Source organism: Microbacterium schleiferi (assembly GCF_020781975.1).
In the GTDB taxonomy this organism is placed as follows: Bacteria; Actinomycetota; Actinomycetes; order Actinomycetales; family Microbacteriaceae; genus Microbacterium.
The window spans coordinates 113,953-137,105 of the sequence record NZ_JAJGNI010000001.1; the positions used below are offsets into that span (position 1 = coordinate 113,953).

The 23,153-nt window shown below is 67.1% G+C and carries 19 protein-coding genes and 1 tRNA gene; 10 read left to right on the forward strand and 10 right to left on the reverse strand.

The window, feature by feature from the left end; translation table 11 throughout:
* Positions 1–20 precede the first annotated feature (20 nt).
* Positions 21–92 (forward strand) — tRNA-Arg (locus LL236_RS00670).
* A 280-nt stretch (positions 93–372) separates the two neighbouring features.
* Here LL236_RS00670 and LL236_RS00675 read toward each other — a convergent pair.
* Entirely contained in the window at positions 373–774 is a 402-nt protein-coding gene (locus LL236_RS00675) for a hypothetical protein (protein ID WP_228176880.1), read from the reverse strand.
* Positions 775–996: 222 nt separating this feature from the next.
* Between LL236_RS00675 and LL236_RS00680 the strand changes: the two genes are divergently transcribed.
* On the forward strand, positions 997–1,173 hold the full coding sequence (locus tag LL236_RS00680) for a hypothetical protein (protein ID WP_228176881.1): 177 nt from the start codon (positions 997–999) through the stop codon (positions 1,171–1,173).
* Positions 1,174–1,395: 222 nt separating this feature from the next.
* Here the strand turns inward: LL236_RS00680 and LL236_RS00685 are convergent, their stop codons facing one another.
* Complete coding sequence (locus LL236_RS00685) at positions 1,396–3,483, reverse strand: heavy metal translocating P-type ATPase (protein WP_228176882.1); 2,088 nt, start codon at positions 3,481–3,483, stop codon at positions 1,396–1,398.
* A gap of 79 nt (positions 3,484–3,562) precedes the next feature.
* On the reverse strand, positions 3,563–4,648 hold the full coding sequence (gene ald, locus LL236_RS00690) for an alanine dehydrogenase (protein WP_228176883.1): 1,086 nt from the start codon (positions 4,646–4,648) through the stop codon (positions 3,563–3,565).
* 177 nt (positions 4,649–4,825) lie between these two features.
* On the opposite strand from ald, the gene LL236_RS00695 reads away from it, so the two are divergent.
* The 4 genes from LL236_RS00695 (at position 4,826) to LL236_RS00710 (ending at position 7,869) form a co-directional block, all read left to right on the forward strand.
* Complete coding sequence (locus tag LL236_RS00695) at positions 4,826–5,296, forward strand: Lrp/AsnC family transcriptional regulator (RefSeq protein WP_228176884.1); 471 nt, start codon at positions 4,826–4,828, stop codon at positions 5,294–5,296.
* 121 nt (positions 5,297–5,417) lie between these two features.
* Positions 5,418–6,269, forward strand: a complete 852-nt coding sequence (locus LL236_RS00700) for an ABC transporter substrate-binding protein (RefSeq protein ID WP_228176885.1) — start codon at positions 5,418–5,420, stop codon at positions 6,267–6,269.
* Positions 6,266–7,138, forward strand: a complete 873-nt coding sequence (locus tag LL236_RS00705) for an amino acid ABC transporter permease (RefSeq protein WP_228176886.1) — start codon at positions 6,266–6,268, stop codon at positions 7,136–7,138. Before LL236_RS00700 ends, LL236_RS00705 begins: the two co-directional genes overlap by 4 nt.
* Entirely contained in the window at positions 7,135–7,869 is a 735-nt protein-coding gene (locus LL236_RS00710; RefSeq protein WP_228176887.1) for an amino acid ABC transporter ATP-binding protein, read from the forward strand. The genes LL236_RS00705 and LL236_RS00710 overlap by 4 nt, the downstream gene beginning before the upstream one ends.
* A 42-nt stretch (positions 7,870–7,911) precedes the next feature.
* Here LL236_RS00710 and LL236_RS00715 read toward each other — a convergent pair whose 3' ends face one another.
* The 3 genes from LL236_RS00715 to LL236_RS00725 form a co-directional block, all read right to left on the reverse strand.
* Positions 7,912–9,594, reverse strand: coding sequence for a carbohydrate-binding domain-containing protein (locus tag LL236_RS00715; protein WP_228176888.1), 1,683 nt, complete (start codon positions 9,592–9,594; stop codon positions 7,912–7,914).
* Positions 9,595–9,651: 57 nt separating this feature from the next.
* Positions 9,652–10,386: a hypothetical protein gene (locus LL236_RS00720; protein WP_228177173.1), complete on the reverse strand. Its 735-nt coding sequence runs from the start codon at positions 10,384–10,386 to the stop codon at positions 9,652–9,654.
* A gap of 269 nt (positions 10,387–10,655) precedes the next feature.
* Complete coding sequence (locus LL236_RS00725) at positions 10,656–12,179, reverse strand: SulP family inorganic anion transporter (RefSeq protein ID WP_228176889.1); 1,524 nt, start codon at positions 12,177–12,179, stop codon at positions 10,656–10,658.
* 241 nt (positions 12,180–12,420) lie between these two features.
* Between LL236_RS00725 and LL236_RS00730 the strand changes: the two genes are divergently transcribed.
* Entirely contained in the window at positions 12,421–13,605 is a 1,185-nt protein-coding gene (locus tag LL236_RS00730; protein ID WP_228176890.1) for a sensor histidine kinase, read from the forward strand.
* A gap of 170 nt (positions 13,606–13,775) precedes the next feature.
* Positions 13,776–16,058, forward strand: a complete 2,283-nt coding sequence (locus tag LL236_RS00735) for an acyltransferase family protein (protein WP_228176891.1) — start codon at positions 13,776–13,778, stop codon at positions 16,056–16,058.
* Positions 16,059–16,069: 11 nt separating this feature from the next.
* Here LL236_RS00735 and LL236_RS00740 read toward each other — a convergent pair whose 3' ends face one another.
* From LL236_RS00740 to LL236_RS00755, 4 genes are all read right to left on the reverse strand, one after another.
* The gene (locus LL236_RS00740; protein ID WP_228176892.1) at positions 16,070–16,921 is read right to left on the reverse strand and encodes an alpha/beta fold hydrolase; all 852 of its coding nucleotides are present in this window, start codon (positions 16,919–16,921) and stop codon (positions 16,070–16,072) included.
* Positions 16,922–16,961: 40 nt separating this feature from the next.
* Positions 16,962–17,306 carry a histone-like nucleoid-structuring protein Lsr2 gene (locus tag LL236_RS00745; protein ID WP_228176893.1) on the reverse strand — a complete coding sequence of 115 codons (345 nt, stop codon included), beginning with the start codon at positions 17,304–17,306 and terminating at the stop codon, positions 16,962–16,964.
* An 87-nt stretch (positions 17,307–17,393) separates the two neighbouring features.
* Positions 17,394–18,017 carry a helix-turn-helix transcriptional regulator gene (locus LL236_RS00750; protein ID WP_308017232.1) on the reverse strand — a complete coding sequence of 208 codons (624 nt, stop codon included), beginning with the start codon at positions 18,015–18,017 and terminating at the stop codon, positions 17,394–17,396.
* 370 nt (positions 18,018–18,387) lie between these two features.
* Positions 18,388–18,936, reverse strand: a complete 549-nt coding sequence (locus tag LL236_RS00755) for a methylated-DNA--[protein]-cysteine S-methyltransferase (RefSeq protein ID WP_228176895.1) — start codon at positions 18,934–18,936, stop codon at positions 18,388–18,390.
* A 220-nt stretch (positions 18,937–19,156) separates the two neighbouring features.
* Here LL236_RS00755 and LL236_RS00760 point away from each other — a divergent pair, with 220 nt between their 5' ends.
* A complete protein-coding gene (locus tag LL236_RS00760) occupies positions 19,157–22,837 on the forward strand; it encodes an AAA family ATPase (RefSeq protein WP_228177174.1) in 3,681 nt (1,226 codons plus the stop codon).
* A complete protein-coding gene (locus LL236_RS00765) occupies positions 22,824–23,024 on the forward strand; it encodes a hypothetical protein (RefSeq protein WP_228176896.1) in 201 nt (66 codons plus the stop codon). The genes LL236_RS00760 and LL236_RS00765 overlap by 14 nt, the downstream gene beginning before the upstream one ends.
* The last annotated feature ends 129 nt before the right edge of the window (positions 23,025–23,153 follow it).

Here is a 23,153-nt window from a genome sequence, read left to right on the forward strand (position 1 = left end):
GCCTAGACTGGATGCCGCCAGCCTCTGTAGCTCAATGGAAGAGCAGTTCCGTCCTAAGGAAACGGTTGGGGGTTCGAGTCCCTCCAGGGGCACCGATCGGACTGGCGACCAGAAGCATGTGGCGTTCGGAGCGGACGGCGAGCCCGGAGGACGTGCTCGGGCGAGGGTTCGGGCAGTCTTGGTGAACGTCAGGCTTCCGGCGGGCTGTTCCGATAGGGCCTCGACGGGGACCGGAGTCGGGATGCGCATTCCTCGATGCGGAGTTCCTGGACCGCGGTGAGCAGCAGGTCGGTCGTGGGGAACAGTGCTCGGCCAGCGTGGGGGTGTAGTCCGATCTTCCCGTCTTCTGCGGATGCTCACGACTGCGAGGGGTTATGCGACGCCGTGCTCGATGAGGCTCTCTCCGCATTCAACCGCGGTCTGCTCCGCGGGGCGAGGCGTCCAGCCGAGGAGGCGTTCGGCCTTCTGGGTGGTGTGGCGGTTGCGGCGGCCGAGGGAAATCGTGATCGCTCTGAGCGAGGGGTCGAACCAGGACGCGATGCGCACGACGACGTTCGGCAGTTCCCTGGTCGAGACCTTCGCTGCGCGGTCGCCGAGTCCGATTCGGAGGACTCGGGCGATGTCCGCCATCCAGATGAACGTTCCGGTGCCGAGGAATCGCTGCCCGGCCGCGGCGGGTGAGGTCATAGCGCGGATGTGGAGGTCGACGAGGTCTCGGACGTCGACGACTTCGAGTCCGATCTTCGGGGCGCCGCGCATACCGCCAGTGAGCATCCGATGGATGATCAAGGCGGTGCCTATGTTGTCGGCCGTGAGGATGGGTCCCAGGACGGCTCCGGGGAGCACGGTGGTGAGCTCGGTCTCGCTGTCCTGGGCGACGATGTAGTCCCGAGTTCACCAAGCCGATCCGTCCACGTCATGTTTGAATCCTTGCACGCGGAGGGATGCCAACGGCGTGCGCGGGACGCAGGCAGCGTGATCAGGCATGATCGAATCGTGGCCCGTCGACTCGTGGTGCGCACTGGTGCTGCGGTGGCCGCAGCAGAACTCTTCGATATCTCGCTGGACATCGACGTCCACGTCGCCTCGATGGAGCAATCGAGCGAGCGTCCGATCTCGGTCGCGCCGTGTTGTGGGCTGCGCACGATGGATGCCGCCGTTTGGCGCGACTGAACGGGTACGGCTGTGCGGGGGCTGGCTGAAGACATCCAGTGTCGTGCTCTTCGTCTCGGTCGCGCCGTGTTGTGGGTCGTGCGCGATGGATGCCGCACTTTGGCGCTACTGAACGTTGTGCTTCCAGGCAATCCGGTTCGCGGCCATACCCCTGCTGCGGGTGGCGTAGCTGATCGCGCGTAGACGCTACCGGCGAGCGCTGCGCTGAGCGATGCCCCGAGGCTACCGGCGGAGTGCTGTCCGGACGGTCGCAGCCGGATCGAGATCGATCCGTCGCAGCAGCTGAGCATTGAGCGCGACGACGACGGTCGACAGCGACATCAGGATCGCGCCGACAGACATCGGCAACACGAATCCGATCGGGGCCAGGATGCCGGCGGCGAGCGGCACCGAGATGAGGTTGTAGCCTCCCGCCCACCACAGGTTCTGCGTCATCTTGCGGTAGGTCCGGCGCGACAGCTCGATCACCGAAAGCACAGAGCGTGGATCTGAGGTTGCGAGGATGACCCCCGCTGACGCGATAGCGACATCCGTGCCCGCTCCGATCGCGATCCCGACATCGGCCTGCGCGAGGGCCGGCGCGTCGTTGACGCCGTCACCGACCATTGCGACGCGCTTGCCCTCGTGCTGGAGTTCGCGCACCTTGTCTGCTTTGTCTTCGGGGCGCACACCGGCGACCACGCGATCGATCCCGAGCTCGTCGGCGACGGACGCGGCCACGCTTTCGGCGTCGCCGGTGATCATGACCACCGTCACGCCGAGCACGTGCAGGGCGTCGACGGCTTCGCGAGATTCCGGGCGCACCTGATCGGCGAGCTTCAGTCCACCGATCACCTCACCGTCGCGCGCGACGTGCAGGATGATGGCGCCGTCGTCGCGCCAGGATGCTGCGGCCTCGACCTCGTCGGCGCCGAGTTGTTCCAGCATCCGGGGTCCGCCGACTCTGATCTCGTGTCTGTTCACCGTCGCGGCGACACCGACTGCGGGGGATGACGAGAAGTCGGTGGCCTCGGGAAGGCGGATGCCGCGGTCGGCTGCGGCGCGTACGATCGCCACCGCCAGCGGGTGTTCGCTCGCGTTCTCGGCAGCAGCAGCGAGAGTGAGCACGTCGTCTTCGCTCACGCCCGCGGCGGCCTCGACCGCCGTGACCGCCGGGATCCCCTCGGTGAGCGTGCCGGTCTTGTCGAACAGAACGGCATCGACGGTGCGCATGCTTTCGAGCGCGAGTCGATCCTTCACGAGCACCCCTGCGCGCGCCGCCCGTTCGGTCGCGATCGAAACGACGAGCGGGATCGCGAGGCCGAGCGCGTGCGGACAGGCGATCACGAGGACCGTGATCGAACGAATGACCGCGGAGTCTGGATCCCCGATGAGGGTCCACACCACGGCGGTGATGACGGCGGACCCGAGGGCGAACCAGAACAGCAGCGCCGCGGCTCGGTCAGCGAGGCGCTGCGCGCGGGAAGACGAGTTCTGTGCGTCAGCCACCAGGCGCTGGATGCCCGCCAGAGCGGTGTCGTCGCCAGTCGCGGTGACCTCGACCCGCAGCCCTGAGTCGACGGCCACCGTGCCGGCAGTGACAGCATCGCCGACACCCCGCGAGACCGGGCGGGACTCCCCGGTGACCATCGATTCGTCCATGTCCGCGCGACCGTCGACGATCGTGCCATCTGCTGGAACGCTCGAGCCGGGACGAACCACGACCAGATCGCCTACGCGCAGCTCCGCAGGAGACACGGTGACGATCTCGTCTCCGTCGATGCGCTCGGCCTCATCCGGGAGAAGGGCAGCGAGTGAATCGAGCGCCGACGTCGTCTGGGCGAGCGAGCGCATCTCGATCCAGTGCCCGAGCAGCATCACCACGATCAGGAGTGCCAGCTCCCACCAGAACTCGAGCGCGTGATCGAGGATGCCGACAGTCGCGCCCCACGACGCGAAGAAGGCGACGGTAATGGCCAGGCCGATGAGAAGCATCATCCCCGGTGTGCGTGAGCGAAGCTCAGAAACCGCCCCGCTGAGGAACGGCCATCCTCCCCACGCGTACATGACGGTGCCCAGCGCCGGGCCCACCAGCAGCGCCCACTGTGGCACGGTATAGCCGAGAATCATCGCGAACATCGGCGACGAGGCGACGACAGGCACCGAGATGACGAGGTTAATCCAGAACAGGCGCCGGAACTGCCCGACGTGATCGCCGTGGCCGGTGTGCCCGCCGTGCCCGCCACGAGATCCGCTGCCGCCGGCTGCGTGCTCGTCGTGGTGGACGTGGCCCGCGCCCGCCGTGTCCCGGTGCGCGTGCGATTCGCTCATGGCCGTCACTCCCTGCGTCGCTGGTGTCGTACCGACCACAACGAGAATACCCCCGGAGGGTATTCCGATCCAGCTGCGATCACATACCGAACGCGGCCCGCACTCCTTCGTTCACGACAATCCCGCCCCGGACGTTGAGTCCGCGAGCCAGGGCCGGGTCGGCATCGGATGCCGCATCCCAGCCGTTGTCGGCGATCGTCGCAATGTAGGGGAGTGTGGCGTTACCGAGCGCGCGTGTCGAGGTGTGAGGCGCCGCGCCGGGCATGTTCGCGACGCAGTAGTACAGCGACTGGTGCACCGGGAAGGTGGGGTTGTCGTGGGTCGTGGGGTGTGAGCCTTCGAAGCATCCACCCTGGTCGATCGCGATGTCAACGAGAACGGAGCCGGGCTTCATTGCCGCGACCATCTCGTCGGTCACGAGCTTGGGGGCTGCAGCTCCCGGGATCAGGACCGACCCGATCACGAGATCGGCTTCGGCGAGCTGCTCGGCGATCTCGTATCGGGTCGAGGCGCGGGTCTGGATGGCTCCGCCGAAGCGAGCCTCCAGGGCGCGGAGCTTGGGCAGCGAGATGTCGATCACGGTGACGTTCGCACCCAAGCCGAGCGCGTTCGCCGTTGCGTGCTCGCCCGCCACACCGCCACCGATCACGACGACCTTGGCCTTGGGTGTGCCGGGCACGCCGCCGAGCAGCATCCCTCGCCCGCCCGCGGGGCTCATGAGGGCGTTCGCGCCAACCGTGATGGACAGGCGCCCGGCTACCTCGCTCATCGGAGCGAGCAGCGGCAGCGCGCGGTCGACGGTCTGCACGGTCTCGTAGGCGATCGCGGTAGTTCCAGCGCTCATGAGGGCGTCGGTCAGCGGCCGGTCGGCGGCGAGGTGCAGGTAGGTGAAAAGGGTGAGGTCTTCGCGCAGCAGCCCGTATTCGGGGGCGATCGGCTCCTTGACCTTGACGACCATCTCGGCGCCGCCCCAGGTCTCTTCGGCGGTGTCGGCGATCTGTGCGCCCGCGGCGCGATACGCGTCATCCGTGAACGCGCTACCGAGGCCCGCGCCGCGCTGCACGGTCACGGTGTGGCCTCGGCGAACGAGGGCGTCCACTGCTGCCGGCGTCATGGCGACGCGGTTCTCGTTGTTCTTGATCTCGGTGGGTACGCCGATCCGCATGGGTTTCTCCGTTCTTCCTTGAGCGCGGCCATACAGCTCGCCGTCGAAACCGAGAATCGCACGATCTTCTGCTCTTTATGTTTCAGAACGAAGAAATCGAGCCTAGGACCGCGCTCACGGGTGCATTGTCGTGAAGAAGAGTTGGCACTGGTGCTCGAATGGCGAAGAATATTCGGTATGGAGAAGGACCTCGACCCCGTCGACGAACGCATCGTCGAGCTGCTGTCAGCCGATGGCCGCATGACGAACGCGGCGCTCGCTGATGCGATCGGCCTCGCACCGTCAACCGCGCACACCCGCGTTCGCGCTCTCGTAGACCGCGGCGTGATCACGGGCTTTCACGCAGCCCTCGACCAGGGCGCCCTCGGGCGAGGGCTCCAGGCTGTCATCGGAGTGACCCTGCGTCCCGGTGCGCGCCAGGAGAGCATCCGTGCTTTCACGCAAGAGGTGCGACGCATCCCCGAGGTGATCCAGGTCTTCTTTCTCGGCGGGGCTGACGACTTCCTGGTCCACATCGCTGTCGAGGATTCGTCGGCGGTGCGGCGCTTCGTTGTCGACCACCTGTCCGCCCGGCACAGTGTGGCGTCCACCCGCACCAGCCTGATCTTCGAGTACCACCGCAATGCCGTCGCCGCCGACTTCGACTAGGCCCGTATTGCGGGGCATCGTAAGAAAGCGCCGCGCAATTAATCCCGGGGCGCCGCGACGACGGATGATGGAGGAACGGCGCATCACAGCATCCGTGCGTCGACCCACCCTTGGAGGCCCCGTGTCCCGTGCCCTTGGCGCATCGCGCGCCCGTATCCTCACCGCCGCTGCCGCACTCGCGCTCTCGGCGCTCGCCCTGGCAGGCTGCTCGACGTCCGGCGAACAACCCGACTCCGCCGATGCGGGGTACGTGACGCCTGGCAAGCTCACCATCGCGACCGGACAGACGGCGTACGAGCCGTACGTCATCAATGATGACCCGGCATCTGGCGAAGGGTTCGAGGCGGCCCTCGCGTATGCGATCGCCGACAAGCTCGGGTTCGCTGCCGACGACGTCGAATGGGTGCGCACGAGCTTTGAGGCAGCGATCGCCCCCGGTCCGAAGGATTTCGACTTCAACATCCAGCAGTACACGATCACCGACGAGCGTAAGCAGGCAGTCGATTTCTCGTCCCCGTACTACTCGGCGGCCCAGGCTGTCGTGGCGATCGAGGGCGGACCGGCAGAGGGTGTCACCGACATCGATGGGCTGAAGTCCCTCGTCTTCGGCGCGATGTCGGGCTCGACCAGCGCGCAGACGATCGATGCGGTAGTTCAGCCCGACACGGCGACCCAGCTCTACTCGTCCAACGAGGATGCCGTCGCAGCCCTCAAGGCCGGGCAGATCGACGCGTTCGTGATCGACCTGCCGACGGCGTTCCTTGCCACGTCGCAGTACATCGAGAACTCCTTCATCGTCGGCCAGCTGCCCCTGGGCGGAATCGCCGATGAGTGGGGCGTTGTGCTGGCGAAGGACTCACCGCTGACGGCATCCGTGTCGGAAGCGATTGACGAGCTGCGCGCCGACGGCACGCTCCAGCAGATCACCGACCAGTGGCTGGATGCCGAGCTGGGCGTTCCGATCCTGCAGTGACCGCTCCCGCCCCTGCTGCCGCGGACGGCCCGCCGCCGCTCAGCGCCCGCGAGCTCGACCGCCGCGCCTATCGGCGCCGGCGGTCGCAGCGCTCTGTGCTCGTTGCGGTCGCGTCGACCGTGGTGTTCGGCGCGGTCGTCTGGCTCACTGTCATCCAGACGCCGGGGTGGTCGGCGGTACAAGAGGCCTTTTTCAATCCGCGGATCGCGATCGAGGCGCTCCCGAAGATCTGGGACGGATTCCTCCTGAACCTGCAGGTGCTGGGTCTGTCGGTCATCACGGTGAGCGTTGTCGCGTTGACTGTCGCGGTGCTCCGCACCCTGCGCGGACCGGTGTTCTTCCCGCTGCGGGTGCTCGCGGCCGGCTACACCGACCTGTTCCGCGGCTTCCCGTTCATCATCGTGCTCTACCTGGTAGGGTTCGGCATCCCCACGATCATGGATCAGCGCATCCCGCCGGTTGTCCTCGGGGTGATCGCGGTCACCCTCACCTACTCGGCATACGTTGCTGAAGTCATCCGTGCCGGTATCGAGGCCGTGCATCCGTCACAGCGGCTCGCCGCCCGTGCCCTCGGGCTCGGCCACGTGCAGACGCTTCGGCATGTCGTGCTGCCGCAGGCGCTACGCAAGATGACACCGCCGCTGATGAACGACTTCATCTCGATGCAGAAGGATGTCGGGCTGATCTCTATTCTCGGAGCCGTGGATGCCGTCGCGGCCGCCCGCTCGGAGGTGTCCCTCACCTACAACTTCACGCCCTATGTCGTCGCGGGCATCCTGTTCGTCCTGCTCGCCATCCCGACGATCCGGGTGGCCGACTGGTACACGGCGAAGCTGCAGCGTCGCGAGCAGGCGGGATCGGTCCTGTGAGCGCCGTGCTGAGGGCTGAGGGCCTGTGGAAGAGATTCGGCGACCAGCCCGTCTTGCGCGGCGTATCGCTCGAGCTCTCGCGTCACGAGGTCGTCGCGGTGATCGGTTCGAGTGGATCGGGTAAGTCAACGTTGCTGAGGTGCCTGAATCTGCTCGAGAGCATCGACGATGGCCGCATCCTGCTCGGTGACGATGACATCTCGGATCCGCGAGTCGATGCCGACCGGGTGCGTTCACGGCTGGGTACCGTCTTCCAGAGCTACAACCTGTTCCCGCACCTGAGCCTGCTCGATAACGTCACCCTCGCTTCCCGGGTCGTGCGACGGATTCCGCGCCGCGACGCCGAAGAGCGAGGGAAGGTGCTACTCGATCGGGTGGGGCTCGGAGCATTCGCGGACGAGCATCCCGACCGGCTCTCCGGCGGCCAACAGCAGCGCGCGGCCCTCGCCCGGGCCATCGCAACCGACCCCGAGGTGCTGCTACTCGACGAGATCACCTCGGCGCTGGATCCGGAGCTCGTCGGCGAGGTGCTCGGCCTCGTCCGTCAGCTCGCCGAGGAGGGTTCCACCATTCTGATGGCCACACACGAGATGGCCTTCGCGCGCGATGTCGCGCATCGCGTGCTGTTCCTCGACGAGGGACGCGTGCTCGAGGAGGGCACCCCAGCCCAGGTGTTCGGCGCGCCGCGCGAGGACCGAACGAGAGAGTTTCTGGCACGATTTCGTGCGTGAGGCGGGTAGCCGTTGGGCCACCCGCCTCACGCGCCGCTCTTATCAGGGGCGCTGACCACCGCCTCCGCCACCGCCCATTCCTCCGCCGCCCATACCGCCGCCCATACCGCCCGAGAGCGCGGTTCCGGTCTGAGCCGAGACCGTGGTGCTGCCGGTGCTGAAGGTATACGTGGCGCCGCTTGCGACATCCGCCGAGCTGAACACGACAGTTTCGAACTGCTTGGGCGAGGTCACCTCGGCGAGCACGGTGCCGCTGGAGTCGGTGATCGTGACGGTCGTGCCGGCTGAGCCGGAGACGGATGCCGCGACCCACGACTGGGACGACGTCGAGTCGGGTGTCTCGGCCATGCCCGAGCTTCCCAGCGCCAGCACCGTGCCGCCGGTGACCTCGATGCCACCGTTGGAGTCGAGCGCCCCGTTCCCGCTGTTCGTCGGACCGAAGACGACGGTCTGTCCGCCCGAGATCACGATCGTGCCGTTGGAATCCAGGCCGTCACCGTCGGCATCGATCGTCACGATGCCGCCCGAGATTGTGAGCGTCTCGCCTGAGTTCTGCATCCCGCCGCCACCCATGCCGCCGCTCGAGCTGCCGCTGGCGGCATTGAGACCGTCATCGCTCGCGGTGACGTCGACCGTGCCCCCCGAGATAGCAATGTCGGCTCCTTCGATCCCTTCGTAAGATTCAGTCACCGTCACTTCGCCAGATCGGATCTCCACGGTCTGCTCCGCGTGAATGCCGTCATCACCCGTCGACAGGGTGACATCGGCGCCACCGATGCCGACCGATCCGTCGCTGTGTACGGCGTCATCGGCTGCGTCGACGTTCACCGTGCCCTCGTCCAGGGCGACGACCACGCCGGCGGTGATCCCCTTCGGAGCGGCGTCCGCCGACAGCGCGGCGTCTGCGCCTCGGCCCGCCTCGATCGTGACGGTTCCGCCGGTGACGACGGCGTCGGTGGCAGCGGCAATCCCGTCGTCACCAGCGGTGACCTGGACTGTCCCATCGGCGATGAGCACGTAGCCGCGCGTAGCATCGTCATCCTGATCGCTCTTCAGACCATCCCCGCCCGCGGTCACGGTGACCGTGCCGCCCTCGATCACGAGTGCGTCCTTGCCGCGCAGGCCATCGTCGATGGCGTCGACCTCGATCGTTCCCGACAGGATCACGAGGTCGTCGGTGCTGGTGATGCCGTCATTGCCGTTGCCGTCCACCGTGAGCGTGCCGTCGCCCGAAATCGTGAGGTCTGTGGCGGCGTAGATCGCGGCGTTCGCTTCCGCCTCATCGGCATAGCTGGATGTGTCTGAGACGGCGTTGGTCGTCCCGGACTCCAGGTAGATCGCGACGTCGTCAGCGGTCTGCACATCGATCGCTGCGCCGGATGTGTTCTCGATTGTCGCGCCGTCGAGAATCAGCACGACCAGCGCATCGTCAGGTGCGGCCACGATCACGGATCCCGCGAGATCCCCGCTGAGTCGATAGACGCCGGCAGCGGTGATCGTGACCGTGGAACCATCGATCGCGACAGCGTCCGATGAGCTGGATTCCGACGAACCGCTCAGGGTGACATCGACGGCGGATGCGGCATCCCACTCATCATCGTTGACGGTCGCGTAGTCCTCGTTGGCGGCAAGCACGGCTTCGGCGGCCAGGTCGGAGTCGACGGTCACGGTGGTCTCGATGACCGCGGTATCAGCCGTGGTCGACTCTGCCGTCGATGTCGTCACGGCGGTGCATCCCGCGAGGACCACACCGGTCACGACAAGGGGGGCGAACAGGAGGGGCTAGGCGGCGGCGCATGATGTCTCCTCTCGTGAGCCGACGGCGAAGGGACCGCGCAGGAGGCGCGACCACTTGTTGCGGGGAAGTTCGGGGTGAAGCGCGGCAAGGCCGGTCGCATACTTGCTCAGCGACACGGGCCGCGCGCCCAGGCGCCACAGGATCCTGTCGACCTCGCTCGCCTGCGACATGGACTTGGTTTCGACGATCGTCATGCCGGGAAGCTCGAAGCCTCCGCCGTCTGGTTCGATCCACTCGCGTGCCGGCTCATCGCGATACACGACGCCGTTACGGATGACGATGCCGGTGTCGCGGAATCCGTAGTAGTCGCCGTTGATCGCGAACACCGCCGAGTTGTCGGCAGCGATCGCCGAGGTGAGTTCGGTGATGTTCTCACCGAACTGATCCTTGGCGAACGCAGACCTCAGATCGGTGGCATCACCGAGCACAACATCGGCGACGTAATACGTGACGGCGTCGGACCCACTCCCGGTATGCACCGTGCTGATCGTGATCGACGTGTCGCCCGACGTGTAGGAGTTGTCGGTGATCACCGCCTCGGTGTCGGTAGCGGCGTCAGTGTCGGTGTCTGTGTCCGTCTCTGTCGCGTTCGATGATGTCCCGTACGAGGCTTCGTAGGCCGAGACATCGGCGATCTCCACGTGCTCGATCAGGAATCGGTCTGCGGCCCACCACGCCCCTCCGCCGGCCGCGAGCACCACGACCAGCCCGCCCGCCATCACTGCCCGCCGCAGCCGACGGCTTTTCCGCGGGAGCGTCACGGCACCCGGTTGTGTCGCACGGGATGCATCGCGTGGAGGGTGGTCGGCGGTCGAGGGTGAATCAGCCATCCTCTATGGGTACGCATCGGGGCTATGCCGACTGTCGGCGCACCCTGTGTCCCACCTGCCGGATGATCAAGCGCTGGGCATGATCCGACCACGAACTGGCTGGGAGTGCTCGTCGACCGTTCGGTCCACGGGGTGGTCAACGGGCGCGGCGGGACTCCTCAGTGGCCGGCGCCGAGTTCCCCCGAGAGTCTGCCGTGGAAGTCGGTAGTCGCCTCGTTCATCCCCTCAAGGATGACGCGCTTGCCGCGCTGCTCGTACTTCGTCACGACGGCATCCAATGCCGCGACAGTCGAGGCATCCCAGATGTGCGAGTTGGACATGTCGATGACAACACGGTCGGGATCGTGGGAGTACTCGAACTGGGTGGTCAGGTCGTTGCTCGAGGCGAAAAAGAGCTCTCCGTCGACGGTGTAGCGCGCCGTCGGAACTGATGCGTCGGCATCCATCTCTCGGCGCACCTGAACGAAGTGCGCGACCCGGCGGGCGAACAGCACCATCGCCGCGAACACACCCACGACCACGCCGATCGCGAGGTTGTGGGTCCACACCGTCACGATGACCGTGATGAGCATGACGGCAGTCTCGCTCTTGGGCATCCGGCGCAGGGTCGACAGGCGGATGCTGTGCCAGTCGAAGGTCGCGACCGAGACGACGATCATGACGGCGACGAGGGCTGCCATCGGAATGACCGCGACGATGTCGCCGAGCACGAGCACCAGGATCAGCAGGAAGACCCCGGCGAGGAACGTCGAGATGCGCGTGCGAGCGCCTGAGGCCTTGACGTTGATCATCGTCTGGCCGATCATCGCGCACCCGCCCATGCCGCCGAAAAGGCCCGACAGGATGTTCGCACCGCCCTGCCCGAACGCTTCGCGCGTCTTGCGGGAGTGCGTATCGGTGATGTCATCGACGAGCTTCGCGGTCATGAGTGACTCGAGCAGGCCGACCACCGCGACCGCGAGCGCGTAGGGAGCGATGATCTGGAGTGTCTCGAGGCTGAAAGGGACGTCCGGGATGAACAGGGTCGGCAGGCTCTCGGGAAGGTCCCCCTGATCGCCGACGGTGGGGATGTTCATGGCGAAGACGACAGCCGCGGCGGTCAACAACACGATCGCCACCAGGGGTGCGGGGACGACCTTCGTCCACAGCGGCATGAGGTACATGATGAGAAGTCCCGCGGAGACCATGGGGTAGACGAGCCAGGGCACATCGATGAGCTGCGGAAACTGCGAGACGAAGATAAGGATCGCGAGCGCGTTCACGAAGCCGACCATGACGCTGCGCGGGATGAAGCGCATGAGCTTGGCCACCCCGAGGGCGGCGAACACGATCTGGATGAGCCCCCCGAGCATCACTGTCGCGATGAGGTAGTCGACGCCGTACTCGCGCGCCACCGGCGCGACCACCAGCGCGATGGCGCCCGTGGCAGCGGTGATCATCGCGGGCCGGCCGCCGAGGAACGCGATAGCCACCGCCATGACGAACGACGAGAACAGGCCCAGGCGCGGATCGACGCCCGCGATGATCGAGAAGGCTATGGCCTCCGGGATCAGTGCGATGGCAACGACAAGCCCCGCAAGCACCTCTCGGGTGAGCAGCCTCGGGCTTCGCAGTGCCTGCAGCACTGTCGGTTCGATGCGGTAGCGGGCAGAGTTCTCGCGCGCAGGGCTGGTATCGGTCACGGCACTCCAGGGGAGATCGGGCGCCCTGGTGCGGCGCCGGGCGGGCGGCGACAACCCTACCTGGGAGTGACTGGGCGTCCCTAACTCCGCAGAATTACCCGTACTCCGCATCCGTTCGGCTGGATGCTGCGAGGAACGTGCAAGATTGCGGAGTTCGTGAGGTTTGACTCCGGCGCTCGCGGCCCTCGCAGGGGCGGGCACGCCGTATCCTGATCCTGATTGGGCGTGAGGGGAACGACGGATGACGACAGTCGACGAGGCGGCCCGGCTGGAGGCGATCGACAGCTACGACGTGATCACGTCGCCACCCGCGTCTGAGCTTCAGGGCATCGTCCGCCTCGCGGCGATGCTGTGCGAGGTGTCGAAAGCCGTCATCAACATCATCGATGATCGCTTCCAACACCAGATCGCGGCAGAGGGGTTCGAACCGGCGGTCTGCGCCCGCACTGATTCGATGTGTGTCGCCGTTCTGACAGAGCAGGCGCCCATCGTGATCTCGGATGCCCGGCAGGACCCGCGATTCCGCGCCAACCCGTTCGTCATGGGTGACATCGCCTGGGTGCGTTTCTACGCATCGAGCCCACTCGTGACACCTGACGGCGCGATCATCGGGACGCTCTGCGTTTTCGACGAGGACGTTCGGGAGCTTGACGACGACACCCGGCGCGGACTGGATGTTCTTGCACGGCAGGTCATCGATGTCCTCGAGCTGCGGCGCATTACCCGCGAGCTCACCGCGACCAATGAGATGCTCACGCAGTTCGCGGGGCAGATCAGCCACGACCTTCGCAATCCGCTGACCGCGTTGACCGGCTTCTTGGAGCTGGCATCCGACAGCCCCGACATCGAGCGGGCACCGCAGGCAGCCCGATCTCTCGCGCACGCCGAATCCGCGGCCGACCGGATGGCCGCGATGATCGCCGGCCTGCTCGAGTATGCGCGCCGTGGGTCGGCGGCGCCGCATCCTCAATCGGTGCGCCTCGACGAGCTGACCGCCGACGTCATCGCTGATCTGGGTGCGCCCATCGCCGCGACGTCTGCCACGATCGCGGTGGATGCCGATCTCGAGGTCTGGGCCGACCGCACGCTCCTGGGGGTTGTTATCCAGAACCTCGTGGCGAACGCGGTGAAGTTCGCAGCGGCCGCGGGCGTCACGCCGCACGTCGAGGTGAGGGGAACGGGAACCGCATCAGGTTCTGTCATCACCGTCGACGACAACGGGCCGGGTGTGCCCCGTGACCTTCGCCGGCGCGTGTTCGATCTGATGGATCGGGGCGACGCCGTGGGCGTCGAGGGACTGGGTCTCGGACTCGCCACCTGCCGCCGCATCATCCAGGCCCACGGCGGCCATGTGATCCTTGAGGACTCGCCGCTCGGCGGCGCGCGGGTGCAGATCACGCTGCCGAACCCGCCCGGCCTGAACTGACGGGCCGACGCGGCGACCGTAGCGCACAGCCGGGGTGTGGAAGCGCTCCCAGACAATTGTCGGCGGCCTTGCCATGACTCCCGATTCCGCTTCCCCCACCGCGCCGCGCCGCGACATCCAGGGCCTGCGCGCGCTTGCCGCCTGGCGGTGCTTGGCGCGCACGCCGTCGGATGGCCCGCCGGGGGATTCGTGGGGGTCGACATCTTCTTCGTGATCTCCGGCTTCCTCATCACGGGGATGCTGCTCTCCGAGATCAGCCGTCGTGGCCGCGTGTCGCTGGGGGGTTCTACGCGCGCCGGGCCCGTCGCATCCTTCCCGCTGCGCTCGTCACCCTGGGCGCGGTAGTCGGTGCCGCCTTTGCGCTTTTCAACACCGTTCGCGCAGACCAGACACTGTGGGATGCCACCAGTGCTGCGCTGCTGGTCTCGAACTGGCGCTTCGCCGCCCAGGGAACCGACTACTTTCACGCCGCCGACGCCGTGTCGCCGCTGCAGAACTTCTGGTCCTTGTCGGTGGAGGAGCAGTTCTACCTCGCGTGGCCGGGTCTGCTCGTGGTTCTCGTGCTGCTGATGCCCGTTGCCGCGCGTGGGCGCGGAGCAATGCGGATCGTGGTGGGGATCGCTGCGGGAGCGGTAGTCGCGGCATCCTTCGTATGGGCGCTCGCGCAGACTGAGGCGCAGCCGACCCTCGCCTACTTCTCCACGTTGACACGGGCGTGGGAACTGGCCGCCGGTGCGCTTCTCGCTGCAGCGGTTCCGTTGCTCGCACGCATCCCGCGACCGGTCGGGATCGTGCTGGGATGGGTCGGGCTCGCCGGCGCGGTGGTCTCGGTCCTGATCATCGAACCCACCGCTGCCGGCTTTCCGGCGCCGTGGGCTGCGCTGCCGGTCATCGCAACCTCTCTCGTGCTCGCGGGCGGAGCGGCGGGAGATCCGCGTCAACGGCACCTGTTTCCGCTGACCAACCCTGTGAGCGTCTTCGTCGGCGACATGTCCTACTCGCTGTATCTGTGGCACTTTCCCGTCATCGTCTTCGCCGCTGCACTGCTTCCCGAGTCCGATCAGATGATCTGGATCGTGCTGGCGGCCATCGCCGTGCTGAGCCTTGGTTCGTACTTCGTCGTCGAACAGCCATTGCGGTACGCCCCGTGGCTGGGGGCCCGGATGCCGAGGGTGCCCGATCGTTCGATATCCGAGGCGGTGGCGCCACCCGCGGCGCCACCGGTGGCCACCGGGCCCGCAGCCCGTGCTGCGACCTCGACTCGACCCGCGGGATGGACGCCGGGAACGCGGTATTTCCCCGACAGCCGCCGGGCGACACCGCCAGCCGTGCCTCCCGTGCCTTCGGCTGCGTCCACTGGTCCGGCCGCCCCCACGGGACCGTGGTCGCCGTCCGCTGCGCATGATGGTGCAGCCCCGGTTGCGGTCGAGGCGGAGCCCGGTCGAGTCTGGCGTGAGCGATTCGGGGCTCAGATCTTCCTGGCGACGGCGGGTCTGCTCGCTGTCGCCCTGGCAACAGCGACGTGGGTTCATTCCACGTCCGGCGCGGGCCCGCTCATTCAGCCGCCGGCAATTGCTGATCCCTCGGCTCCGGCGCCCGCGGCAGACCCGACGGCACAGCTGCAGGCGGAGCTGGCTGCGGCAGTCACGGCGACGTCGTGGCCGGAACTGCGTCCGTCCCTCGACGAGGTCATGGGGCAGTCATCCGGAGCGAATCCGGCGCACGATTGCTTTTCTCCGACGGTGATGCCAGACCCCGCGGCGTGCACGTGGGGGAGCGCTGACGCGCCGACCCACCTGTACCTTGTCGGCGACTCGACGGCGATGGCCTACGCTCCAGCGTTCCGGGCGATGGCCGAGAACAGCGGCGGTCAGATCTCTGCAACCACGATGGGGCTCTACGGATGCCGTTTCACCGATGTCCTCGTGCAGAACGACGGCGACGGGATCATGGCTGCCTGCCCGCAACGCAAGGAATTCGTTCGCGCACTGATCGCGGCTGATCAGCCATCCCTGCTCGTCGTCTCGAACGCCTTCACGCTCGGGCGCTCGACGGAAGGAACCGATCTGTCTGCGCAGGATCTCGTCACGGCGGCGCAGGCCGAGACTGCCACGTACGGGATGCCCGGACGAGTCGTGTACCTGGCTCCGCCGCCGCAGGGAGTGAACCTCGGTGCGTGCTACTCGCAGGTGTCGTCCCCGGCGGCGTGCGCGGCCGCGGTCGACGACACCTGGATCGCGATGTGGGAGGCGACAGCAGCCGCCGCGGCGGCATCCGGTGATCATGCCATCGACGCGCTGCCATTCAGCTGTTGGGAGGGGATCTGCCCCGCGTTCGCTGGGACGCTACCGACCAAGTACGACCAGACGCACCTGACGGTCCCGTATGCAGAGCACATCGCGCCGTATCTCACGTGGGCGCTTCAGAGCCAAGGCCTCATCGCCAACGGCTGACGGTCTCGCGATCACCCGAGGTGCTCGTCGAGCGCCGTCATCACGGCATCCGGATGGGCCAGTCCGACGAAATGCCCTGCCTCGGGAAAGTTCACGAGCGTTGCCGAAGGCAGCGCGCTGACCATTCGTGAAGACCAGACAGGTCGGATGAGCTGATCGGCGTCGCCTTGGATGATGGTCACCGGCGCAGAAACCTCGGCGGGCGTGAAGCCCCACGGCGCTCCGAAGACCCGGTACTCGTCGACCGCGCCGTCGATCTGCGTGACTGCCTCGAGCATGCAGGCGGTATACCACTCGGAACGGGCGCGGATGATCGCCGCATCGGCGGGCCCCAGCGATTTCTCCGACAAGCGTTCAACCTGCTCTGGCCTACGGCGTAGCATCCGCCGCATCACATGGAAGTAGCTGCGGGCTGTAGCGGGCAGGCGCCGGGACAACGTGATGAGCCGCCGGTCCATGCGGTTGAGCTCGCGGAGATTGTCGGCGTCGTCCAGCGGCAGCGCGCCCGCGATCACGACGACGCCTCGAATCCTGTCAGCCTGTGCCACGGCAGCCGCTAGCGCATACTGTCCGCCGGCCGACCAACCCAGCGCGACGGCGTCGGTCGCGCCGATGTCGTCGAGAACGGCGCCGACATCCTCATGTCCCCACGAGAGAATCGACCGCTGCGGGTCGCGATCGCTCATTCCGACTCCGGGACGGTCGGGCGAGACGATCCGGATGCCGCGGTCGCGCGCAATCTCGTCGTAAGCCGACGCATCCCCGGCGCTCACCAGTCCGCCGTGAGCGCTGATGACTGTGCGCGATGAGCTGGTGTCACCGAACACGCGATAGCCGATCGCACGGCTCCCAACGGTGACCACGCGCGATGCGGACCCCGTGATCTGAGGCTCCATCGCCGGCTCAGTTGGCGGCGTTGTATGCCTCGAGGACGGATGCTGGGACCCGACCGCGCTCAGAGACGGAGTAGCCGTTCTCCTTCGCCCAGGCGCGGACCGCGCTGTAGTCCTGTTGGCCGGAACGCCGGCGCTTGCGCCCGGCGGTCGACCCGCCCTGCGATGCCGAGATGCGCCGGCCTGCGGAGACATAAGGGGCCAGCGAATCCCGCAACGCCGCGGCATTTGCATCGGTGAGGTCGATCTCATATGCCGTGCCGTCGAGGGAGAACGTCAGTGTTTCTCCTTCGCCGATTTCCAGAACTGTTCCGTCGAGATCATCGACGAGTTGGTGAACAATTTTGCGTGCCATATGTCGAGTCTATTGTGAATGCAGCCGCTCGTCGGGGGGAAAGTCCCTCGCGGGGTGAATTCCGTTCTTTCGCGACTGGACGCCGAATTACGGCAGAATTCCGGCACGGCGGGCCTTTGTCACAGCCGCGTGGCGGGTAGAGACATCCAGTTTGGACATCGCCGATTGCAGATAGGACTTGACCGTTCCTTCGCGGAGCCCCAGGGATGCCGCCACTTCCGCGTTGGTCGCGCCCACCGCGACACTGGCGAGCACATCGACTTCTCGAGGGGAAAGGCGTATGTCCAGCGTGGCGGCTGATCTGTCGCCGCTCAAGGCGGCTAGCCGCCGCTCGATGGTCTGGAGTCGACGTTTCACCGATTCGTCCGAAATCGCGGCCGCGATGCTGCGTATTTCGGCGTAGCTCTCTCGCAGCTCTTCGCGTGCGGCACTGCCGATATCGGTCGGTGCTGGCGCCGCGAAGCTCGATAGGCGGCGTTCGATTTCGCTTCTCACGCGCAGTTCGGTGGCGAGAGATTCGGCAACAGAGAATGCGGCGCGCGCCACGACATCGCCCACGGCGGATTCCGCCCACGAACCGCAATAAAGCACTCCCTGCGCCTGACCATCGACCATCACGGGAACCGCGAACAGCGTGGAGATTCCCTCGCCGAGAACCGCGCGATCATAGTCATGAGTAATGCCCCGCGCGGTGCGGTAGTCGATCGCCAACCGCGCGCGTTTTTCAACCAGCGACCGACCTCCGAGTCCCCGCTCGGGTTGCACGACGAGCCCGGCAAGCGATCGAGTCCGAGTTCCGGCCGTCGCGGTGACCGGTAGGAGCCCGTCGGTGGTCAGCCCGCCGAAGGCGACCGGGAACTTTGTGACGCGGGGAAGACTGTCGACCGCGCGCGCGAGTAACTCCTGCTCCGTCTCGGAGGAGAATCGCAGGGCCACATCGACCGCCTCGTGTCGGGACGACCGCGTCGGTCCAGGACGTCACTGTCGCCGAATTCAGTAGCGATGAGGCTACCACCGGTGATTCCACGTGCGCAGTGCGGGACCCCCGGTGTGCGCCGGGGGTCCCGTCGGTTGCGCCGGCCTACACGGCGCGACCGGTCTGGGCTCGCTCGAGCGCGTTCGACTCGAGGTCGAGGAGGAATCTCTTCGTTTCGGGGTGGCCGCCGTACTCTCCGATCGATCCGTCGGCTCGGATGACGCGGTGAACCGGGACGACGATCGAGAACGGTGTCGTCGCGCATGCCGTGCCGACAGCGCGTGCAGCCCGCGCGCGCCCAGCCATGACAGCGACCTCGCCATATCCGGCGGTCTCGCCGAACGGGATTCGCGTCACAGCCTCGAGCGCGTCGCGCGTGAAGCCGCGCACGAGTCGCCAGTCGAGCTGCACATCAAACGCCGTCCGATTGCCTGCGAAGTACTCGTCGAGCTGCGCCGCAAGCTGCAGCGCGGCATCCGTGGTTCCGGGGCTCGGCTCAGCCCGAAGTGCCAATGTCAGGGCCGCGAGGTCATCACCGGGGTCGTCGTACGCGGGATGACACGAGATGACCGCATCGGGCGTGCCGACGATCAGGATGTCTCCGAGGGGAGTGGGATGCAGGAGGTATGTCGAGGAGACGGCTACAGGAGGCATGTCTCCATCCTGTTCGGCGATGCGGGTTCGGATGCGGAACGGGTTGCCGCGGTGGACAGTATGGCCACATCGGCGGCGGGGGAGGAAGCCCTGACGGATGCGGCGTGTCGCGCAATACCGCAACACTCGTGGTGCGTTACCGGGACGCATCGAGAGCGCAACCTAGTCTGACCGTGTGGTGCGAGCAGAAGGTGGCGTCATCCTTGGCGCTGATGGTGCGATGCGTGCGGTGTCAGTGGACCCCGCAGACCTGACTCTCGCCGACACCGACGCGACGATCGTCCACATCGCCGAGCAGGAGCGTGAGAGGTTGCGCGCCCAGGCAGCGGACCTCGGCGGTCGCTCTGCGCTCCTGCATTTCTCAGACGCACCGGATGCCGGAATCGAGATCACCAAGGCACACCCGGGAAGTCTGCCGCAGTTCATCACGGGACGATCGACACTTCTGTCGGGGCTGTTCCGCGACGAAGTCGCCCTCGGTACCGCTCGGCGGGCCGCCGAGCGGATCACCACCAAGAACGTTGAACTGCGCACGGCCCGCGGTATCGATGCCGTGCGCCTGGCCGTCGGGATCGCGTCATGGCGCATCGGGGGGCTCGAGTGCATCGCTCCCGTGCTGCTGCGCCCACTCGCGATCCGTCGTCACCACACCGACTTCGAACTGAAGCTGCACGGCAGTTTCCAGGTCAATCCCGAACTGCTGCGTGCGATGCGGATGCACTTCGGGATCGAACTCGACGGCGACGCCCTGTCGGGTCTTGCCTACGATCAGGGCGTCTTCAAGCCGCAGCCGGTGATCGATCACCTGCGGGCGCTCATGGCGCAGATTCCGTCTTTTGTGGTCAAGCCGCGGCTTGTGGTCTCGACGTTCGTGGACGTCGGCTCCGCGATGGCACGCGACTCGGCCCAGTTGGACCACCCGGTTCTGAACGCCCTCGCCGGTCATCCCGCCGATCGGGAAGCCGTGACGCTGCGCCGGCCGGTTCCTGTGATGCCCGGGCCCGACGAGCGCGTCCCTGCCGCCGACACCCTGCTGTTGGACGCCGACGCCGAGCAGGAAGCCGTGCTGGCTCGGGTTATTGCGGGCCAATCCCTCGTGGTTCACACGCTGCCGGGAACCGGGGGAACCCAGACCGTGATCAACGCGGTGGGAGCGCTCGTGCGCGAAGGGCGGCGGGTCCTCGTCGTCAGCGCTCGCCGCTCGACGCTCGACGGTGTTCGTCACCGCCTCGCCGGCGTCGGTCTACCGGGACTTGCTGTCTCGCCCAGCGAACTGCAGCGGGATCTCGTCCGCGCAATCGGACGCAATGAGAAGGCAGTCGCCCCCAAAGTCTCCGAGATCGATGACGCGCTCGTGCGCCTTCGCACCGTGCTGCGCGACTACCGCTCGTCGTTGGCCGACCGCCACGACGCGCTCGGTGCGTCGGTGCTCGACATCCTGCGGGAGCTGTCGGCGCTCGCCCAGCGCGAGGAGCCGCCGACGACGACCGCGCGGCTGGACATCGAGACTCTCGTGCGCCTCGCGAAAGGACGAGAGGATGCCGCCGCCAAGCTTGCGTCGGCGGCGCGCCTCGGCGAGTTCCGGATCGGCCCGTCGGATTCACCCTGGTACGGCGTGAGCTTTGCCACGACCGAGCAGGCGCGCTCAGCGCACGCGCTGGCCGGCAAGCTCCACCGCATGGACCTTCCGCATCTGCTGGAGCGGGGATACGTCCTGCTGGGGCAGACCCACATGCGCCCGTTCGAGAGTGTCGGCGAACTCGGCGAGTACCTGCGGCTGCTGCAGGGCATCCGAGACTCCCTCGACCGCTTCAGCCCGACCGTATTCGAACGGCCGATCGGCGACCTCATTCAGGCGCACGCGCCGCGCCGCGACACCTCGACGCTCAGCGGAGCAGACCGCCGGCGGCTCCGGCGCCTCTCTCGCGAATACGTGCGCCCCGGCGTGCACGTCGGCGACATGTATGAGGCGCTCGTTCGCATCCAGAAGCAGCGTCAGCAGTGGCAGCGCTACGTCGAGGCGAACGTCGTTCCCGACATCCCGCTCGGCCTTGCCGATGTCGCGGTTGCCTGGCAGCGGGTGGATGCCGAGCTCAGCGAGCTGGATGCCGTCCTGGGGCGATCAGGGTCGCAGGCGCTGTCGTCGCTTCCGGTGAAGACCCTCGTGCGTACCCTTGCTGGACTGGCCGCGGAGTCCGAGGTGTTCGAAAACCTCATGGAACGCGCGAGCCTGCGCAGTGAGTTGGCCTCCCTCGGCCTCGAGCCGCTTCTTCTCGACCTCTCGGTGCGACACGTTCCCGAGCAGCAGGTCGCGGGTGAGCTCGAATACGCGTGGTGGCAGTCGGCGCTCGAGCACCTGCTACGCAGCGATCGAGCGCTCCTGGGCGCCAACACGGCAGTCGTCGACCGCTTGGAGCGTGATTTCCGTCTGGTGGATGAAGCGCACGCCGCGGCATCCGGGCAGCTCCTGGCCGCCCAACTGGCGACCCAGTGGCGGGTCGGGATCGTTGATGAGCCGCACGAGGCGGCGGCGCTGAAGCAGGCGCTGCGCGAGGGGAGGACGTCGCCGCGCACCGTCGTGTCAACGGCGCCGGCACTCATGCGCTCGCTCGCCCCGGTCTGGCTGGCCTCGCCCTACGAAGTGCCCGCGATCCCCGACGACCTCGTCTTCGACGTCGTCATCATCTCGGATGCCGCATCGCTGAGCCTCGCCGAGGCTTCCCCCGCGATCCGTCGTGGCCGCCAGATCGTGGCGCTCGGCGATCCCGTGACCCAGAAGCCGACGGCGTTCCGGGTGGCAGCCGGGACGCCGACCGCCGAGGACGAGCCGGAGGAGCCGTTCGACGACGCGAGCGTATTCGAGCGTCTTGCCGAGATCCTGCCCGTTGAAACACTCACGCGCAGCTATCGCGCGGGCGGCGAGGACCTCGCGGAACTGGTCAACGGCGCGTTTTACGGCGGCGAGATCGTCTCCCTGCCCTGGGCCGGTTCCTACCTCGGACGTGGAAGTCTCTCGGTGGATTACGTCGAGGGCGGTATCGGTGTGCCCGACCCCGAATCCGGCGCGGTCGAGAGCCCGGATGCCGAGGTCGCCCGGGTGGTGACCCTTGTCGTCGAGCACGCGGTCAACCGCGGGTCCGAATCGCTCATGGTCATCACCGCCAGCGCGAAGCACGCTGCCCGCATCCGTGCCGCCGTCGACCGCGCGTTCGCGGGACGGTCCGACGTCGCCGACTTCGTCGCGCGCGACTCAGCCGAGCCGTTCTCGGTTCTCACGCTGGAAGAGTCGGTGGCTGAGAGCCGCGACCGCGTCATCTTCTCGCTCGGTTTCGGACTCACTCGCCACGGGCGTGTCCTCAGCGACTTCGGTGACCTGTCGAGCGCCGACGGTGAGCGGCTTCTGACGGTCGGGATGACGCGTGCTCGCCGCTCGATGGTGATCGTGTCCTGCATCCGTCCCGGCGCCGTCGATGACCGTCGCCTCGCGCACGGCGCGGCATCCCTCATGTCGATCCTGGGAGACGTCGAACGTCGCGCTCGGGTGTCTCGCCAGGAGGATGACGGCGACCCGTTGATGCTCTCGCTCGCGAAGGAACTGCGGCGCCTGGGCGTTGCTGTCGAGGTGAATTACCGGGGCCTGCTGCCGCTGGTCGCGCATCATCAGGGCAAGGCCGTGGTCGCCGAAAGTGATCCCGAGACGATCGGCGGATCGTTGCGCGAATCGCTGCGGCTGCGCCCGCAGATCCTGCGGCGCCTGGGCTGGCATTACGTGCGTGTGCACTCGTTCGATCTGTACAGCGACCCCGGCGGCGTCGCGCAGCGGATTGCCGGCATCCTCGGGGTGACGGTCGAAGCGCCCGTTGCCGAGGGTGACACGCAACCGATCGATGTCGTCGCCTGATGAGCGTCAGCGCGTCGAGCGCGTTCCCGGATCACGCCGCGCGCGTCTGACTCCGGCTCCGGGGACCGATGTCGCCCCAGAAGCCCCGGATGCCGACGCCGACCCGTCATCGGGGGCGCCGACGACGTCATCCGACACCGGCCCCAACGACGATCGTCTGCGAGCCGACGTCCCCCCGCACTATTGAGCTCGCGCGCTACCCGCCCTCTGCGCCGAACCGCACATCCCGCCGCGAACCCACAGGGTCCGGCCAGAGAATCCTGTGGGCTCGGCAGGGAGAGTGTGGGTTCGCGGGCAGTGACGCGGGGCAGGATGC